The sequence below is a fragment of the Candidatus Paceibacterota bacterium genome (genome assembly GCA_041661265.1).
Taxonomy (GTDB): Bacteria; Patescibacteriota; Minisyncoccia; order JAHIHE01; family JAGLIN01; genus JBAZUT01.
Map to the genome: position 1 here is coordinate 26,354 of JBAZUT010000005.1, position 18,426 is coordinate 44,779.

Consider the following 18,426-nt stretch of genomic DNA (forward strand, 5'->3'; position numbering starts at 1 on the left):
AAATTGGAATCTATTGACATTTCCCATGAAATAGATTAAAATTGCCGTGTTGAAGATGGAGATTGCAAATGGAAAATATTAAGCTCTAAGGGGAAAATAATGCATGTTTCGATCACGCCAGAAATAATAGGACACATCGGGGGGATGCCAATTACAAACACACTCATCACGTCGGTCATCGTAACGCTGGTTTTGGCCATTATTTTTTTTCTTGCGACAAGGAACATAAAAGATGTTCCCAGGGGACTGCAAAATCTCGTTGAACTCATCATCGAATCCCTTTTCAACATGATAGACGGCGTAACCGGAAACAGGAAACAGACCTATCAGTTCTTTCCGCTGGTCGCCACTATTTTTATTTTCATCATCACTTCCAATTGGCTGGGGCTGCTTCCGGGTTTTGGATCATTGGGATTTTATGAAGCGGCAAAAGAAGGCGCGTCGGAAGAAGGGCGTGCTGTTTTTGTTCCGCTGCTCAGATCTGCGAACAGCGATCTCAATACGACCCTTGCAATTGCAATAACGTCGGTTGTCGCAGTGCAGATCGCAGGAATTGCCGCATTGGGAGTTTTCAAATATGGAAAAAAATTCATAAATTTCAGCTCTCCGATCAATTTTTTCGTAGGCATATTGGAACTCGTAAGCGAAATATCGAAAATGATCTCCTTCTCTTTCCGACTTTTCGGAAATGTATTCGCGGGAGAGATTCTTCTGGTTGTTATCATGACACTTGCACCGTTCATCGCTCCGCTTCCTTTTTTCGCACTCGAACTTTTCGTAGGATTCATCCAGGCTCTGGTCTTTTCAATGCTTACTCTTGTATTCCTTAAAACGGCAGTGACGGCTCACGTGGAACACTAAATAAATTTATATATAATTAATTCAATTAATAAAGAAAAACATGGAAGTAGATTCAGCAAAACTAATAGCAGCAGCTCTCGCGATCGGACTTGGAGCACTGGGCCCCGGTCTTGGCATCGGTATTCTGGGCGGAAAAGCCATGGAAGCCATCGGAAGAAATCCTGAAGCTTCGGGAAAGATCCAGAGCGCAATGATCCTGGCGATCGCATTTGCGGAAGCAATCGCGATCTATGCTCTAGTCGTTGCCCTTATCATCAAATTCGTTTAATGAGCTCGAGGGGGAGGAATACTCCCCCTCTTAGCTTGTTTTGGCCCTTTGTATAATTATATGGCGAAGAATTGTTGATGCACGCGGAATAGGATGAGTTTTAGAATGCCGATTATAATTTCCAATTGTCAATGATCAATTATCAATAAATTTCCAATGTTCAATTGTTCCAATAGCAAACCTTATATAATTGAATATTGTAAATTGAGATTTGATTGAAAATTGTGAATTGAAAATTGATAATTTCGTGTTCTGAATGTTTGTTTTGATTTTTTATTTTAAAATGAAATAGTGCTTAATAACAGTAATAATAAATATATATGTCCGAAATATTCGAAAAATTGGGAATAGACGCAAAGCTCCTTATCTCGCAGATCGTAAATTTCATGCTACTTCTCATTATCCTGCAATATGTGGCCTATAAACCCATACTGAAAATGCTCAGGGAAAGAACCGAAAAGATAGACAAGAGCCTGAAGCAGGCGCTGAAGATCGAAGAGGAACTGAAAAATACGGAAGAAACAAAGCTTTCCGAGATCAAGAAAGCAAAAGAAGATGCCCAGAAGATCATCAAAGAAGCGCACGAAACAGCGGAGAAAAAATCCCTTGAGGCTATAGAAAAAACGAAAGAAAAAACGAAAGAAATAGTCGAAAAGGCAAAACTCGAGATCAAGGCGGAAAAAGACAATACCATAAGAGAAGCGAAAAAAGAGATCGTACAGCTTTCCATCGAGATCGCGAAAAAAGTCATCGGAGACAGTATTGACGAAGAGAACGAAAAAAAATCCATCAACGAAACATTGTCCAAGATAAAATAACCGAAATAGCCCAATAATATGAAAATCACGCCAAAACAATATGCACTGAGCCTTTATGAATCTACGCAGAATTGCGATAAGGATGAGATCTCGAAAAGGATCTTGAGCTTCATAGATGTCTTAAGAAAGAACAATGATCTGTCGCAGACAAACAAGATCATACAATACTACTACCAGCACTATAGGCAGGTGAAAAATATAACCAAGATCGAGATAAAAAGCAGCGAAAAGCTCGGGCCCAATATCATAAGCAAGATCCTGGAGAAATTCAATAAGCAGGTGGAGATCGAGGAAAAGATAGACCCCGCGCTTATCGGAGGAGTTGTCATCAGGATTAATGACAATATTCTCATAGACGGAAGCATAAAGAGAAAGCTTGAAGATATCAAAGAAAAATTGGCATAAATAATGATAATTTTATTTTTTAAACGCAAATAAATGAACAGCCATATAATTGAAACGCTGAAAAAGGAAATCGCAAAAACAAAGCTCGATACTCAGCTTGAGAAAGTCGGCCAGGTCATAAAGATCAGCGACGGAGTAGCGACGCTCAGCGGGCTCACCGACGCCATGAGCGGAGAACTTCTCGAATTCCCGGGAAAGATCTTCGGAGTTGCATTGAATCTCGAAGAAGATTCTGTCGGCGCCATGATCCTCGGAGACTATCTCAAGATAAAAGAAGGAGACACAGTGAAAAGCACGGGAAGGATACTCGAGGTGCCGGTCGGGAAAAATATGATCGGCAGGGTCGTCAACGCACTCGGCCAGGCCATCGACGGAAAAGGCGAAATAAAATCCGACAAGTTCTATCCGGTTGAAAAAACAGCTCCCGGAGTCATCAAGAGAAAATCAGTCAACACTCCGCTTCAAACAGGCATAAAAGCCATCGATTCCATGATCCCGATCGGAAGAGGCCAGAGAGAACTGATCATCGGAGACAGACAGACGGGAAAAACCGCCATTGCGATCGACACTATAATCAATCAGAAAGGCAAGGATGTTATCTGTATCTATGTTGCCATCGGACAGAAAGGATCCAAGATCGCCAAGATCGTAGCAAAACTGGAAGAAAGCGGCGCAATGGATCACACAGTTGTCGTTCTTGCGAGCGCTTCAGATCCGGCATCGATGTCATTCATCGCTCCCTATGCGGGATGCGCGATCGGAGAATATTTCATGGACCAGGGAAAAGACGCGATGATCATTTATGACGACCTGAGCAAACACGCATGGGCGTACAGGCAAGTGTCGCTGATCCTCCGCAGGCCCCCGGGAAGAGAAGCATATCCGGGAGATATATTCTATCTGCATTCAAGGCTCCTTGAGAGAGCTTCAAAATTGGATGAAAAATATGGCGGCGGTTCGCTTACGGCACTTCCGATAATCGAAACACAGGCGGGAGACGTCAGCGCCTACATTCCGACCAACGTCATCTCCATCACCGACGGACAGATATTCCTTGAGACCGATCTCTTTTATCAGGGAATAAGGCCCGCCATAAATCCGGGAATATCCGTTTCCAGGGTGGGATCCAGCGCGCAGACCAAAGCCATGAAGAAAGTTGCCGGAAAGCTCAGGCTGGAACTGGCTCAGTTCAGAGAACTGGCGGCATTCGCTCAATTCTCCAGCGATCTGGACAAGGAAACAAAGGACAAGATCGAAAGAGGAAAAAGGCTTACTGAAGTTCTGAAACAGACGCAATACAGTCCCCTTTCCATGGAACAGCAGGTTGCGATCATTTTTGCGACGATCAATGGCTATCTCGATGACGTCGAAGTTGAGAAAGTGAAAGAATTCGAAAGATCCCTGCTCGAATATCTGAATGAGAAGAACAGCGATATCATCAAAAAGATCGCAGCCGATAAAGATCTCAGCGAAGAAACCGTGGGCAAGCTGAAAAGCGCCATTGAGGAATTCAAGAAGAAATTCATCTGAACCCCATTCTTTGTTAAAATGTCAGTATGCTAAAATGTTAAAATGATTTATGCAGTCAACCCGACAGATCAGAAGACAAATACAATCGATAAAAAGCACTTCACAGATCACGAAAGCGATGCAGATGGTGGCTGCGTCCAAGATGAGAAAAAGCCAGGAAACGGCGCTTATGGCAAGACCGTATGCGCAAGCTGCACTGAAACTGCTTGAGAATGTCAGTGAATCGGTCGAGCCCAAACAGCATAGCCTCCTGGAGAATAGGGACGTCAAAAATGTGTGCATACTTGTCGTCTCTTCGGACAAAGGTCTTTGTGGCGGACTGAACAGCAATGTCATCAGAGAGACGCTAAAGATCATGGAGCAGCATAAGAGCAAAAACATCTCGCTGATCACTGTTGGAAAAAAAGCTGAGAACTATTTCAGAAAAACCAAGAAAATTTCCGCTTCTTTTTCCGGCTTCGGGGATACGATCGAACTCAAGGAGACTCTCCCGCTTTCAAGGGTATTATTGGATGATTTCACAAGCAATAAATATGACAAGATCGTTGCCGTATATACCAATTTCGTTTCCACATTGAAACAGGAAGCGAAAGTAAAGAAGCTTCTCCCGATAACAAAAAGAAGCATAGAGGAAACGATCGAAGAAATCGAAGACATGGCCATTAAAAATAATAATGGAGAGAAAAATGGCGGAAACGGCATCGAATACAAATTCGAGCCTTCAGCCGATGAGGTGCTTTGCAGGCTCCTTCCTAATCTCGTTGAAACGCAAGTTTATCATATCGTGCTGGAATCGAATGCTTCGGAACACAGCGCAAGGATGGTGGCAATGAAAAGCGCGACCGATAACGCCCGGGAAATACTCGGCGACCTGAAACTTTCGTATAACTATATCAGGCAGCAGAAGATCACGCAGGAAATAAGCGAAATATCGGCAGGCGTGGCGGCGCAGGAATAAGCCACCGGATCTGCTTTGTGGCTCTAAGTCTGTTCTAATGAAACAACTCGCATTCCGACAATCGTTCAGATATAATTCAAAAATTAAAAATCAAAATGCAAAATTGCAATGTAAAATTAAAAATTATTAAAGTTTTGATTTTTGGAATGTAATTTTGATTTTTGATCTTTGAACTTTGATCTACCCGCAATAAATATGGTCAAATCCCAAAACAACTAGTGATAATTCTTATAAATCTTAATATGTTAATATAAATTTACCATGAACACAGGAAAAATAGTACAAGTGATCGGCGCAGTGGTTGATGTTGAATTCCAGAATCAGCTTCCTGCAATTTATAATGCGATCAAGACAAAGACATCCGACGGAAAGGAGCTCGTTCTTGAAACAGTCCAGCATCTCGGGGCAAACAGGGTCAGAACCGTATCCATGGGTTCCACGGACGGGCTTCAGAGAGGAACTGCCGTTGAAGATACGGGAGCTGCTATTTCCGTTCCGGTCGGAGAAGAAGTTCTTGGAAGAATGTATGATGTCCTCGGAAATCCGATCGATGAGATCATGGGCGGAAAAACCCCGAAAAAAAGATACTCTATCCACAGGAAAGCTCCGGATTTCGTGAGCCAATCTACTAAGACGGAAATATTCGAAACCGGAATCAAGGTGATCGATCTTATCGCTCCCTTCACTAAAGGCGGAAAAGTTGGATTGTTCGGAGGAGCAGGAGTCGGAAAAACCGTCCTCATCCAGGAGCTCATCAGGAACATCGCGACCGAACACGGAGGGTATTCCGTATTTGCGGGAGTCGGAGAAAGAACCAGGGAAGGAAACGATCTTTATCATGAAATGAAAAACAGCGGAGTGCTCGCAAAGACGGCTCTTGTTTTCGGACAGATGAACGAAGTTCCGGGCGCAAGACAAAGAGTAGGGCTTTCGGGACTGACGATCGCCGAATATTTCAGGGACGAAATGAAGAAAGACGTTCTTTTGTTCATAGATAATATCTTCCGTTTCACTCAGGCAGGATCTGAAGTCTCAGCCCTGCTCGGACGCATGCCTTCTGCCGTAGGATATCAGCCGACACTGGCCCAGGAAATGGGAGAATTACAGGAAAGGATCACATCGACCGACAAAGGTTCCATCACTTCCGTTCAGGCGGTCTATGTTCCGGCTGACGACCTCACTGATCCCGCTCCGGCAACGACATTCGCTCACCTCGATTCGACCGTCGTACTTTCAAGGGCGCTCGTTGAACTTGGAATATATCCCGCAGTAGATCCTCTGGAATCGACATCTACGGTCCTAGATCCGAATATTGTCAGCGAAGAACACTATAAGGTTGCGCGAGAAGTCCAGAAAGTCCTGCAAAGATATAAAGACCTCCAGGATATCATCGCCATTCTGGGAATGGAAGAGCTTTCAGCTGAAGACAAACTGACTGTTTCAAGAGCAAGAAAGATCCAGAAATTCCTTTCACAGCCGTTCTTCGTCGCCGAAGTGTTCACGGGAACTCCGGGAAAATACGTTCCGCTCTCCGAAACGATAAAAGGATTCAGGGAAATATTAGATGGCAAGCATGACGATAAGAGCGAAGGGGCTTTCTATATGAAAGGCGGGATTGACGAGGTTGGAAAATAAAAAAGAGTGATGTTGATCACTCAAGATAATATTTTTCATAGACATCCGCAGACCATCTGAAAGACTCCCCTATCGAATGCAAAGACAGCACCCTGCATATCTGTGTTTCATTGCTTTTAATGAATTCCAGAAGCTTGCTTATCTCATCTTTACTGAAATTGTCCAGATCCGGAGTGCTGCGTTTTGCCAATCTTGACATACCCGGAATAAAATTGCACATGATACCTATGTTTTCACGAAGACAGATGCCGCAATCTTTCACTATTATGAGCCACTGATTAATATTACCCTTCTTATACAGCACAGCCTCCTTCAGCTCAAACATGGCTATGAAATTTGCGAGTTCAGATCTCTCGTCTGCGATTTTTCTCCTTTCTTCACCCTTCTGTATCTTGAATCCATTATATTCTTCCTTTCTCGACGTTAAATCTGCCATATTTTTCCTCCACTCAAATATTAGATACTTTTACAGCCTGTGTCAAGCATCAAGAGATGCGCCATCAAGTTTAAATGCTAATATGATATTATGAAAATTAAATTGAAAATAATAACCCCGGAAAAGATCGCATATGAAGGAGAGGCTGATCAAGTTACGATACCGACGCATGACGGAGAAATAACCGTGCTTGCAAACCACATACCTCTCGTCAGTTCCATGAAACACGGCGAACTAATCGTTAGGAACGACGGAAAAGACATCTTTCTGGCAGTATATAACGGTTTTATCGAGATAAAGAAAAACGAGATGGTCATAATGACGGATATTGCGGACAGGATCGCAGAAATAGACGAGCAGAAAGCGGAAGAGGCAAGAAGGAAGGCTGAAGAACTCCTAAAGACGAAAGATATGCTCTCGGACGTTGCCTTTGCCGATGCGACTGCAGCACTGGAAAAATCATTGGCAAGACTCAAGGTTGCCAGAAGGAAAAAGCATTGATCGGAAAATAACAACAGTAATGACGATAAAAGAGGCGCTTAAGTCAGCGACAGATAGGCTGAGATCCAGTAATTCCCCTTCCGCATATCTTGATGCGGAAGTTTTACTTTTGCATGCGCTTAGAAGAAAGAAAGATGTTCGCGATAAAAGCTGGGTCTATATCAACAGTAATTACGATCTCTCAAGAAAAGAAGAGGCGTCGTTCTTCGGTTTTATAAGCAGAAGATGTCTTCATGAGCCGGTGGCTTATATCATCGAGAAAAAAGAATTCTATGGATATGACTTTTATGTGAACGAAAATGCCCTTATTCCGCGTCCTGAAACGGAAATGATAGTAAGCGAGGTATTGGAAACGATCAGATCGAAAAAGGAATGCGGTTGTAAATTCGACCTGTTGGATATCGGCACAGGATCCGGATGCATAATCATAAGCGTCTTGAATGAACTTGCCAAGACACATCGGCAAAAACTGGTCCATTCAGCGATCGCTAATGATATTTCAAAAAAAGCGATCGAGGTGGCGGAAAGAAACTCAAGAAAATACCGTTTAAATAAAAAAATAAGGTTCATTTGCGAAGACTTTTCCGATATGCTCAGGGATAAGGATCTTATCGACCGCTCAAGAAGATTAATAATCACAGCGAATCTCCCTTATATAAGAACCGACGGATATGATAGACTTCTCAGCAGCGTCAAATATGAACCCAGATCTGCCCTGGTTGGAGGGAAGGATGGCCTAAAATTCATAACAAAGCTCATAAATAATGTCGCGAAGCTTAAAAAGAATGCCAATAGCGACATAATCATGTTTATTGAATCGGATCCCGAACAGATAAACATCATCAAAAAACTAGCGCGCGGATCATTACCGGACAGTGAAAGTGTCATTCTGAAAGACCTGAGCAAGAAAAGAAGGTTTGTAAAGATCGAACTGAAAAATGATAGACAATGCAAATAACATAAAACACGACCCAATTCAAATGATCGTGTTTTATTTTTATATGCAACAAAAACTTAAACTATCTTTTTTTCTTCTTTGATGCTTTTCTCTTTACAGTTCTTCTCTTGGTAGTTTTTTTCTTTGCAGCTTTTTTCTTCTTCGTTGCCACTTGAAACCACCCCCTTCCTTTTTTGTTTAATGATAACCAATCTCATATGACGAGATCGATAGACATATTATTTTGTTTATATTTTTATTATACATGATATTATAATTAAATGCAATAATATGCAAGATCCATGCGCTGAATCGCAACATATCGATGCAGAAAACACTGTTATAAGAAAAACTTTCTGGGATATTTTTCCAACTGCCTCAGACTCAAGGCGTTGATCTTCGCATCGGATCATAATTGGCGATAGACCTGGTCTGGCTTGAAAAATTATTCCGCTTTCCCCTTTTTTACTCTTATCTTAGCTAAATTCTTGCCTCATAGCCCGAATTGTGATAGTATTTCAATATAACGAAAGGTGATCTTTAATAATTAAATTCCTTAAGAAAGGGGGTGAAATAAATGCAGGAAACAGAAATCGATATAATAAGCACTGATGAACCGGGAATGGTAGAAAAAATAAAGAATTGGGCTTACGACAACTGGCAGACCATACTTGTCGTGCTGATAGTCCTGATAGTAGGCATGAGCGCATATAATTACAATCAGAATGGAACCGCCTTGGAAGAGAAAAACAGCTCTGCAGTCGCCGGTAAAGATGATAGTTCATCGAATGGCAATGAAAACACAGTCGTGGCAGAAAACACCGACACTGCCGATAAAAACGAAGGCACGGAAGCTTCAGCGGAAACAAAGGACCAAAACAATGCATCCGCGGAAGATTCATCGGTTTTGACGAACAGCACGGAAAACGTAAATACCGAAAGTAATACAGTTACATCGGCTATAGACGATAGCGGTAAAAAATATACAGTAACGGCCGTCAAGGGAAATGGAATAACACACCTGGCAAGAAAGGCTCTCGGTGAATACTTGAAGGAAACGGGACAGGGATCGGATCTTACTCCTGAACACAAAATATACATAGAGGACTATATTCAGAACAGAACCGGCAATCAGAAAGTTTCAGTGGGACAGCAGCAATCCTTCTCTGAAAGCCTTATCACGGATGCAATTTCAAGTGCTAAAACTCTTTCGCCAAAATCGTTGGAAAATCTGCAAAAATACATAAAATGAAACGCACTTTAATTTAGAAAACAACGCATTAACATAAATAAACATAAACGCGCGCTAAGACAAAACAAAAAAGAAACCGGCAGTGATCAAAACTGCCGGTTTCTTCTTATATAAAAGCCATAAAGGCTAATCCAGCTCCTTTGAATACAGATCGGCATATAACATAACCCTGTCCGGATAGAAGAACAGATTCTTGCGTCTCCAGCTTCCTCCGCCAAGATATTGTCCGGCGGCTTCATATTCCGCATCATAGCTCCCGGTCGTAACTCCCGATACTTTTGAAAGCTTGGTCGCCATTGCAGCCATTGCGTCCGTAAGGTCCCATGGATTCGGCGGATAATGTCCGGATATTTCGCTCACCTCTTCTTCATGCGCCAGCCATGTGGTCGGTATGAATTGAGCAGGACCCATGGCGCCTCCGCACCCGTAGTTAGGCTCCTTTGAAACATTAACGGAATCAGGTTCTATGCCGAGTTTGTTTACGATCTCGAAATATGCATTCCTTTCGTCCTCCGCCCTTTTAATATAATATTTTTTTCGGGACGCGGTTTTCGCGATCTTCGAAATCCTCAAATAGCACTGATACATATCGTCATTCCAGTTCCCCGTACCGACATTGACACCCATATCGGATTCAACCTTGAGTATTCCCAGCAGAAACGCCGGGCGGACACCGATCCTGGCTCCGATATATTTTGCAGCCGCAAATGCATCGGAAAACTTTATTTTACTTCCCATGATCTGAAGATCATGCAGCTTTGCTTTCAGAGAAGGCAATATATTTTTGTTCTCTTCCAGGATCTGCTGGAATTTCTTTTCCTGTCCTTTTGTGACCTCGAGAAGTTCCGCTTTCTGTTTTTTCAACTCTTCAAAATTATTATTCTGTTTCGTCTTTATGCCTATGAGTTCCTGATGCTGCAATTGCTCTTCTTCCAGCTCCCCTTCTTTGATCCCCAGATCGTCTTTTTCTTTCTTCAGGGCGGTTATTGTGTCGTATATCTTGCTTTCCATGGCCTCTGTCGAATTGAATTCATTGAAAAAATCAGATATGTTTTCTCTGGTAAGAAGCGTTTCAAAAATTGAATCCTGGTCATAAACATATAAAAGCTTTATATACTCTTTCAGGATCTCCTTATTTCTGATTATCCTGCTCTCACTGTCCACTATTTTGTTTTTTGTATCTTCGATCCCAAGCTCTATCTCTTCTATCCTTAGTTTCGTTTCCTTCACCTCCAGCTCATTCTTTTTTATATTGTTCTCGTATATGGCCATATCCGTTTTGAGCGACCTTGCCTTTTTCTGTTGCGCTTTGATCTCGACGGTATAATTGCTGATCTTTGACTGAACATCCTTGATCTCCTGTCTAACCTTGTCCATAGATTCGTTTATTTCATCCAAATTCACCGATGCCGCATCCGAACCGCTTTCTTCCGCTTCCGCCTGCAAGACCGATGTTCTTCCGACAAGCAACGTTATAGACAGAATAAACACAAGAAAACCGCACAACAAAATAGTTCTGCGGCTTCCTGACAATATCAATACTTTGATTTTTAAACCTATTTTCATGGATATTTGGGATATGGGTATATCTCTTGAATTATCCTTTCTTCTCCTTTTTCTTTTCTTCAGGAGCAGGCGCTTCCGCTTCAGCTTCTTCGCCTTCCTTCTTCTCCTTAGCTTCCACCTTCTCAACAGCTTCAACATTCTCTTCAACTTTTCCTTCAAGTTCTTCCATTTCCTTGTCGCTTCTTGGCGGCATCACAGTCACAACCACATTATCGATACCGGTCAGAACCTCGATCTTATCGGAAATTCCAAGATCCTTTACCCTGATCGCATCATTCAGCTTTTCAAGCTTTGAGAGATCAACTATGATCTCATGCATAAGATCTCCGGGAAGACACTTTATTTCGATCTTGTCGTGCACCTTTGCGATTATTCCTCCCTCATTCTTCACCGCAAGAGATTCACCCACAAACTTGATCGGTATTTTTGCCGTGATCTTCTGATCCATCCTGACCTGATACAGATCAAAGTGAATTATAGCGCCCGAAAGAGGGTCCACTTGGAAATCGCTGATGACGATCTTTCCGACGTCCTTTCCTCCGACCTTAAGGTCGACAAGCGTGCTTTCTCCGGCTTTCCTAAAAGTACTTCTAAAATCTTTTTCTTTGATCTTAATAGCGACATTCTTTGACTTGGGTCCATAAACGATTCCGGGAATGTATCCGCTATTCCTGGTCTTGCTCGGTTTCTCATCCTTGAGATCCCTTACCTCCGCTGACATTGTTAAATTTTCCATACTATTATCCTTTTTAAATATTTAAATTAATTTTATTTGCATTCTTCCAAAAATCTATGCATCTCCAGAACATCGTCATAATCAATACTGTTTCCGCTGATCCTCTCGATATCATCCTCAACGATATCAGTCATGGTGCTTACGGAAGTTATCCCGAGAGCCCCCGTCATTATGACCATCATAAGCGAGCTTTTACATTGCGTGCAATTCATATATAAAGTTATCAGCCCCTCTTTCTTCTCTATGATCCTAATGTTGTCTTTCTCATACTTAAAATCGCACATCGGGCACTTGCTCATAATCTGCAAATTCGGCATTTGATTTGATTTTGACATTTGTTTGTATATGGTTTATTAGCTATCAATAGGGCTAATATATGCAACGAACTACGCAAAAAACAGCTTTATTTGCCTTATATTGCAACATATCTATATTAATATAGGATTCCAATAATGTCAATATTATGCGCCATTATCGGTTAATTTGATTTTAGCAAATATTACCGAAATATGCAATTCAATAACTATAGGTAAATTATACATTTATACGGCATAATTCTGAATTTAAGAGGCCTTGACAGACACATTCTAATCATTATAATTAATAATTATATCAGAAAGAGGAGAGAATCGGTATTAACAGAAAAAACAAAAATAAACACAGAAAGTACAAAAAACGGGTCAAGCCCGTGTTTTTGTTTATCCTGATCCTAATTCTTGTCATCTGCAAAAAATTCATAATACGACAGGATCCACACCGAGCCCAAAATGATCCAGAAAATAAGCTCTTCTATGGGAAATCGCAATCTTGAAATGCCCACCAAGCCCACAAATTTCCCCTCATTGAATTCCCATTGATTCGCGTACAGGCCTGACAATTCAAAAAACAGAAAAAGCGGTGAGAAGTAAGCAACTGTCGCAAAACACTTTTTCCGAAGCGCAGGAAAAAATGATAAGACAAGAACAAGCGGAATTAATGCGACTATGATGCCGCCTTTTAAATAGAAAAATTCAATATGAAGCATCTCCGGATCGATCTTTAGGATCAAAAAAAAGACAGCCAGCAAAGAATTGAACAGCAAAACCATATATACGATACTCTTTGGCAATCCATCCCCCTCTTTGCCATGATCCAAAAAATATTCGTAAAATATGACTATAAGATATACAAAAAAGAATGCCCAAATAAAATCCTCATAAGGCACCACTCCGAAAAGCCTTGAATCGAAAACCGTAACCGGTACGAACCAGGATTTGTCCAGTACGGCCATATAATCCAAGAATGTTGTCAGTGGTACAGTGAACAGCAATGAAAAAAGCGCGCTTTTTTTCACTAATCCCATTCTCCTGCAAGACAGATAGCAGGATGGCAATCCGAAAAACAACAATGTCGAAATCAAAAAATTAGTTCGCAGTAAAACAGTAGTGAAAGATGCAAGTACTGCAAAAAAGGCCAAGATTGTCAGGTCGAAACTATGCTTCCCGCTCCTTGCCATAATAGTATGGATGCTAATTTTTATATTTTATCCGCTTTCAATGCATTTCTGGCGATAACTCTGTCATCCCAGGGTATTTTCTTGTCCCCGACCACCATGAACTGCTCGGCTCCTTTGCCGGTAATAATAACCATATCTCCCATGGCCGCCATTTTTATCGCTCTTTCGATCGCTTCCGATCTATCATATATCCTGAACAGATCTTTGCCCGCCTTCTTATTCCTTATGCCGGACAGGACCTGATCCATTATCTTCTCGGGATCTTCACTGTACGGATCTTCGTTGGTAACGATCACAACGTCCGCATATTCATCGGCAAGCTTCCCAGCTTTTGCTCTATACGATGCATCCCTGTCGCCGGTCCCGCCAAGAACTGCAATAAGCCTGTTTCTGACGTATGGCTTAACTGCGGAATAAACGCTTTTCAGCGAATCCGGAGAATGAGCATAATCCACGATCACATCGAAGTTCTGTCCTTCCGCGATCTTTTCAAGGCGTCCGGGAACCTCTTTTACGGACTCAAGTCCGGATTTTATGTTATCGGGAGAGATCCCTTCTGCGAGCCCGGCGCAAAATGCCGCAAGAGAATTATATATATTGAACTCTCCGATAAGCGGAATATTGACCGATCTTTTATCTTCTCGATTGAATATGATTGTGAAGCCGGATCCGGTCTTTGAAAAAACTATCTCGCTCGCCCGGACCAGATTCGCATCCGGTATTTCACTGTAACCCTTAAGGCTGAAGACATATCTGTTGGCTTTCGTATCAGACAAAAAGCTTCGGAGGTCCTCGTCGTCATAGTTTATGATAAGATTCTTCAAATCTTTCGTTATCAGCGCATCATGAGAATTCTTATAATTCTCATAGGTCCTGTGATAATCGAGGTGGTCGCTCATCATATTCGTAAGAACGACCGTCTGATATTTTATCCCATAGTGCCTATATTGCACCAGGCCGTGCGAGGAAACCTCTATGATCGCATAATCGCATTTTTCCTTTGAAGCTTTCTTCAGGAAATTATGAAGATAGAAAGGAGATGGGGTTGTGAGTTTGACATTGTTCAGCCATTTTGTCTTTCCGATCTGGAAATTTGCCGTGGAAAGCATCGCCACTTTATATCCGCCCGCTTCCATCACTTTGGCTATCATGTTCGTGGTTGTTGTTTTTCCTTTTGTACCGGCAATTGCAATAACCTTCATTCTCCGAGCCGGAAAACCGTTAAGAACCATCGCCGCGACCGACCGGCATTTATGAAAATGCAGGATCATCCCATAGGGCACTAATTTTCTTAACACTTTTTTAACTCTATATAACATTATTTTTTCTCCTTTATTATAAATAAATACTTGACACTCTCCACTACGAACATTACGGAAATTATGGCAAAGAATATCAGCGACCAGTCATTCATGTCCAGCGGAACCGTTTTGAGGATCCTCTGGAAATATTCATTATAGATCGCAACGAGCTGGAGAGAAAATCCTACGACCGTCGCCAGAACAAGATATATATTCGAAAAGATATCTTTCTGAAATATCGTACGCCTTAATGATCGGATCGAGAAAGCATAAAAAAGAGAACCGACCGCAAGGATAGTAAAAGCGATCGTGCTTGCTTTCTGGAAATTACCCGTTGCTCCGATCACGTAGTAGAACAAGCCCAGAGCGATTAGGCCTTTTGTCATGCTAACAATGACTATCAGTACCTTCATTTCAAAATTCAAAAGCGGTTCGTTCTTTTTTCTTGGCGGTTCGTTCATTATCTCTTTTTCCCCCGGTTCAACAGAAAGAGCGGCATTGGAAAAACTGTCGGTAATAAGATTTATCCAAAGGATCTGTGCCGCCGCAAGAGGCAAGGTGTGGCTGTCCAACTTATAAGCAATGCTGATCAGCAGGCTTCCTCCGATAACGACAACCTCGCTGAAACTGTCAGAGACAAGATAAAGAGTCACTTTTCTCAGATTGTCGAAGATTAGCCTTCCCTGTTCGATCGCGGTTATGATCGTCTTGAAATTATTATCTAAAAGAACGATATCAGCCGTTTCCTTTGCAACTTCCGTTCCGCTTCCGAGGGCTATTCCGATGTCAGCCGACTTCAGAGCCGGAGCGTCATTAACACCATCACCGGTCATCGCAACCACTTCTCCTTTATTCTGAAGCGCATCCACGATCCTCGATTTGTGATGAGGAGAAACCCTCGCATAGACCTTGATCTTGCTCACAATATTATTGAAGTCTTTCGTGCTCATCTCATCAAGCTCATAGCCGTCCAGGATATTATTGTCTTCAACCTTCATTCCCAGCTCCAAGGCGATCGTCTTTGCCGTAGCGCGGTTGTCGCCGGTTATCATCACAACCTTCAATCCGGCCGCCCTGGCCATTTCTATCGTTTTTCTGGCTTCCGGCCTGATCGGATCCTTGATCGCAATAAGTCCGACAAACGTAAGATTATTTACGATCTCTTCCTCATTTTTTTCATCGAATTTTTCCGCAATTTCCGCTTCTGCGCGCTTGAATGCGACCGCAATGACCCTAAGACCCTTCTTGCTCAATTCGTTCTGATTTCTCTTGAAAAATCTGAGATCCTCCTCAGAGATCTTCCTGGTCTTGCCTTCCACTAAAACATGTTTTGATCTCGCTATTATCTCCTCGGGAGTTCCCTTTACATACACCTCATAATTATTTTCGCCGCTCCTGTTTAATGTTGCCATCAGCTTCCTTTCCGAGTTGAAAGGTATTTCATCTATTCTCCTGTATACATCTTTGATCTCCTGAAAGTCATAACCGACGACCAATCCGGAAAAAAGAAGGGCTTTTTCGGTATAATCGCCATGTATCTTCCAGTTTTCCAGCTCTTCGTTCTGATTTTCGACAATGGCATTGTTGCATATCATTCCGATCTTGATCGCTATCATATGATCCAGATTGTGCTTTTCCTCTTCAACTATTCTCTCTGTGGTATTTTTCGCCTTCGCCATTAAGAATACCGAACTCAATGTTATGACATGATCAACCTCCATCTCTCCCTTGGTTATCGTTCCGGTCTTGTCGGTGCAGATCACGGTCGTGCTCCCAAGCGTTTCGGCGGCGATCAGTTTTCGCACCAAAGATCCGTTTTTCAATATCCTCTGCATTCCTATCGCAAGAACTACGGTAAGCGCGACCAACAACCCTTCCGGAATGGCAGCTACGGCAACTGCAACCGAAACAGTGAATATCTCCACAAACTTAATGCCAGCCATAAGACCTATGACCAGAATAACGACTATGATGGCAAAGGTCATTATTCCGAACGATTTGCTGAATTTGGCCAGCTGTACCTGAAGAGGAGTATCTTCCTCCTTGGTTTCCTTCAGAAGAACTGCTATTTGGCCAAATTTCGTACCGATGCCGGTCAAACTCACAATCATTTGACCCCTCCCGCTTGCAACAGATGTTCCCATGTAGACCATATTGTCTTTATTTTCAAGATTTCCCTTCCGGTCTTTTATATCGACGACTTTTCCCACAGGAATGGATTCTCCCGTCAAACTGGATTCGTCCACCTCAAGCTCATGAACCTCTATCAACCTTCCATCCGCCGGGATCCTATCTCCCCCCCTTAGCACAACAACATCGCCCGGAACAATATCCATGGAATTGATATCCATCTCTATATCGTTTCTTATAACATGCGACCGATGTTCAACCATCTCTTTCAATCTCGCCAGTCCGTTCTCCGCCTTCGCTTCCTGGATGAATCCCACGATCGTATTGAGAAAAACGGCAAAAAGTATGACCACGGCGTCATTCAACTCATTCAGAAAAAATGAAATGATGGCGGCGATGAATAATATATAGACCAAAGGGCTCTTGAATTGATTTATGGCAATACTGAAATATGTGAACCTTTTTTTGTCGGGAAGCTTGTTGTTTCCATACTTTTTAAGCCTTTTTTGCACCTCTTCCCCGCTAAGTCCGGTTCGGGACGTTTTTAGGGCATCAAGAACTTCTTTTATGCTAAGATCGAAAAGATTTTCTGTTCTCATTTTTATATTGAATATTTATGGCTTTATACTATTAAAATAGCATAATTCCGGCTTTCGGGCAAAAGCGAACGCCGCAAACAAAGCTCAGAGGTATAGTATTATTTGTATAATATCCGCGAGTATACTAAAATTAGTGTAACAGGATATTATGCCGAATAATCAGACAACCAGCCATGATAATAAACAATAAATACGCATACTTTTTCGATGACATAAAGAAATGCGCGAGAATTTCCATCGAACTTTCCGCAAATGACCGAAGATATATTCCCGGGATAAAATATCTTGAAGATCATTTCCTGTTTGACCTTCCGATTTACCGGAATTTCCGGATATCAAGGTTCCTGGCGGATAATATCCCGGAAAACTCAAAAGTGCTTGACTGGGGATGCGGGTATGGGGATGCAAGTTTCATGCTGAGATCGCTCAGGCCGGATCTTGATATAATTTCCTACGACGTGCTATCTTCGCCGCCATGGGAAACCTTGGCTGGAAAAGAAAACCTCAACAAGATCGTTGACAACAATGAAGACAGGTTACCCTTTGAAGCGGGATGTTTTGATGCAATCTTCGGGATCGGCGTACTTGAACATGTCAAAGACCAGGAGAACTCCCTGAAAGAAATATATCGCATCCTGAAGCCGGGAGGCCTGTTCTATATATTTCTCTACCCCAACAGGTTTTCATATACGGAAAGATTCCAAAAAACCATCGGACATCCATGCCACGACAAGCCCCTCAGCATGGAAGAGCTGGAAAAAAGAGTGACGGATCCGGGATTTACCGTAGAAGCAAAAGGATATCAATTAACCCTTCCGATCATACTCAGCAGATTTCCCTTTTTCGTCAGATATCTTTATAATTTATTCGGAAATGCAATAATGGCCATGAATGACATATTTGAAAAAATACCCGTGCTGAACAAACTGAGCAGCAATCTGATGGTCATTTGCCGAAAAAAATAAGCATTGATATCGGCAAAAAAAATAAAGAGGGTT

The 18,426-nt window shown here is 42.2% G+C and carries 19 protein-coding genes; 11 read left to right on the forward strand and 8 right to left on the reverse strand.

Annotated elements, in window-relative coordinates; all coding sequences use genetic code 11:
* Positions 1 to 144 precede the first annotated feature (144 nt).
* The 7 genes from atpB (at position 145) to atpD (ending at position 6,475) form a co-directional block, all read left to right on the forward strand.
* Positions 145 to 861: a F0F1 ATP synthase subunit A gene (atpB, locus tag WC788_04745; protein MFA6096904.1), complete on the forward strand. Its 717-nt coding sequence runs from the start codon at positions 145 to 147 to the stop codon at positions 859 to 861.
* Between the two features lie 40 nt (positions 862 to 901).
* Entirely contained in the window at positions 902 to 1,129 is a 228-nt protein-coding gene (gene atpE, locus WC788_04750) for an ATP synthase F0 subunit C (protein MFA6096905.1), read from the forward strand.
* 320 nt (positions 1,130 to 1,449) lie between these two features.
* Entirely contained in the window at positions 1,450 to 1,947 is a 498-nt protein-coding gene (gene atpF / locus WC788_04755; GenBank protein ID MFA6096906.1) for a F0F1 ATP synthase subunit B, read from the forward strand.
* Between the two features lie 18 nt (positions 1,948 to 1,965).
* Positions 1,966 to 2,352 (forward strand): ATP synthase F1 subunit delta, encoded by a 387-nt coding sequence (atpH, locus tag WC788_04760; protein MFA6096907.1) that lies wholly within the window; start codon positions 1,966 to 1,968, stop codon positions 2,350 to 2,352.
* A 33-nt stretch (positions 2,353 to 2,385) separates the two neighbouring features.
* Positions 2,386 to 3,882: a F0F1 ATP synthase subunit alpha gene (atpA, locus tag WC788_04765; GenBank protein ID MFA6096908.1), complete on the forward strand. Its 1,497-nt coding sequence runs from the start codon at positions 2,386 to 2,388 to the stop codon at positions 3,880 to 3,882.
* 49 nt (positions 3,883 to 3,931) lie between these two features.
* Positions 3,932 to 4,840, forward strand: a complete 909-nt coding sequence (gene atpG, locus WC788_04770; protein MFA6096909.1) for an ATP synthase F1 subunit gamma — start codon at positions 3,932 to 3,934, stop codon at positions 4,838 to 4,840.
* Between the two features lie 261 nt (positions 4,841 to 5,101).
* Positions 5,102 to 6,475 (forward strand): F0F1 ATP synthase subunit beta, encoded by a 1,374-nt coding sequence (atpD, locus tag WC788_04775; protein MFA6096910.1) that lies wholly within the window; start codon positions 5,102 to 5,104, stop codon positions 6,473 to 6,475.
* A gap of 16 nt (positions 6,476 to 6,491) precedes the next feature.
* Here the strand turns inward: atpD and WC788_04780 are convergent, their stop codons facing one another.
* Entirely contained in the window at positions 6,492 to 6,911 is a 420-nt protein-coding gene (locus tag WC788_04780; GenBank protein MFA6096911.1) for a hypothetical protein, read from the reverse strand.
* Between the two features lie 90 nt (positions 6,912 to 7,001).
* On the opposite strand from WC788_04780, the gene atpC reads away from it, so the two are divergent.
* Together atpC and prmC are read left to right on the forward strand one after the other, a co-directional pair.
* Positions 7,002 to 7,412: an ATP synthase F1 subunit epsilon gene (atpC, locus tag WC788_04785; GenBank protein MFA6096912.1), complete on the forward strand. Its 411-nt coding sequence runs from the start codon at positions 7,002 to 7,004 to the stop codon at positions 7,410 to 7,412.
* A 19-nt stretch (positions 7,413 to 7,431) separates the two neighbouring features.
* The gene (prmC, locus tag WC788_04790) at positions 7,432 to 8,370 is read left to right on the forward strand and encodes a peptide chain release factor N(5)-glutamine methyltransferase (GenBank protein ID MFA6096913.1); all 939 of its coding nucleotides are present in this window, start codon (positions 7,432 to 7,434) and stop codon (positions 8,368 to 8,370) included.
* Positions 8,371 to 8,426: 56 nt separating this feature from the next.
* On the opposite strand, the gene WC788_04795 is transcribed toward prmC, so the two are convergent.
* On the reverse strand, positions 8,427 to 8,567 hold the full coding sequence (locus WC788_04795) for a hypothetical protein (protein ID MFA6096914.1): 141 nt from the start codon (positions 8,565 to 8,567) through the stop codon (positions 8,427 to 8,429).
* Between the two features lie 359 nt (positions 8,568 to 8,926).
* Between WC788_04795 and WC788_04800 the strand changes: the two genes are divergently transcribed.
* Positions 8,927 to 9,601 carry a hypothetical protein gene (locus tag WC788_04800; GenBank protein ID MFA6096915.1) on the forward strand — a complete coding sequence of 225 codons (675 nt, stop codon included), beginning with the start codon at positions 8,927 to 8,929 and terminating at the stop codon, positions 9,599 to 9,601.
* 126 nt (positions 9,602 to 9,727) lie between these two features.
* Here the strand turns inward: WC788_04800 and WC788_04805 are convergent, their stop codons facing one another.
* The 6 genes from WC788_04805 to WC788_04830 form a co-directional block, all read right to left on the reverse strand.
* A complete protein-coding gene (locus WC788_04805) occupies positions 9,728 to 11,305 on the reverse strand; it encodes a lytic murein transglycosylase (protein ID MFA6096916.1) in 1,578 nt (525 codons plus the stop codon).
* Positions 11,199 to 11,903: a 50S ribosomal protein L25 gene (locus tag WC788_04810; protein MFA6096917.1), complete on the reverse strand. Its 705-nt coding sequence runs from the start codon at positions 11,901 to 11,903 to the stop codon at positions 11,199 to 11,201. The genes WC788_04805 and WC788_04810 overlap by 107 nt, the downstream gene beginning before the upstream one ends.
* A gap of 32 nt (positions 11,904 to 11,935) precedes the next feature.
* Positions 11,936 to 12,238 carry a hypothetical protein gene (locus WC788_04815; protein ID MFA6096918.1) on the reverse strand — a complete coding sequence of 101 codons (303 nt, stop codon included), beginning with the start codon at positions 12,236 to 12,238 and terminating at the stop codon, positions 11,936 to 11,938.
* 374 nt (positions 12,239 to 12,612) lie between these two features.
* Positions 12,613 to 13,398, reverse strand: a complete 786-nt coding sequence (locus tag WC788_04820; GenBank protein ID MFA6096919.1) for a hypothetical protein — start codon at positions 13,396 to 13,398, stop codon at positions 12,613 to 12,615.
* A 20-nt stretch (positions 13,399 to 13,418) separates the two neighbouring features.
* A complete protein-coding gene (locus tag WC788_04825; GenBank protein ID MFA6096920.1) occupies positions 13,419 to 14,717 on the reverse strand; it encodes a UDP-N-acetylmuramoyl-L-alanyl-D-glutamate--2,6-diaminopimelate ligase in 1,299 nt (432 codons plus the stop codon).
* A complete protein-coding gene (locus tag WC788_04830; protein MFA6096921.1) occupies positions 14,717 to 17,428 on the reverse strand; it encodes an HAD-IC family P-type ATPase in 2,712 nt (903 codons plus the stop codon). Before WC788_04830 ends, WC788_04825 begins: the two co-directional genes overlap by 1 nt.
* Positions 17,429 to 17,601: 173 nt before the next feature.
* On the opposite strand from WC788_04830, the gene WC788_04835 reads away from it, so the two are divergent.
* Positions 17,602 to 18,393 carry a class I SAM-dependent methyltransferase gene (locus WC788_04835; GenBank protein MFA6096922.1) on the forward strand — a complete coding sequence of 264 codons (792 nt, stop codon included), beginning with the start codon at positions 17,602 to 17,604 and terminating at the stop codon, positions 18,391 to 18,393.
* The last annotated feature ends 33 nt before the right edge of the window (positions 18,394 to 18,426 follow it).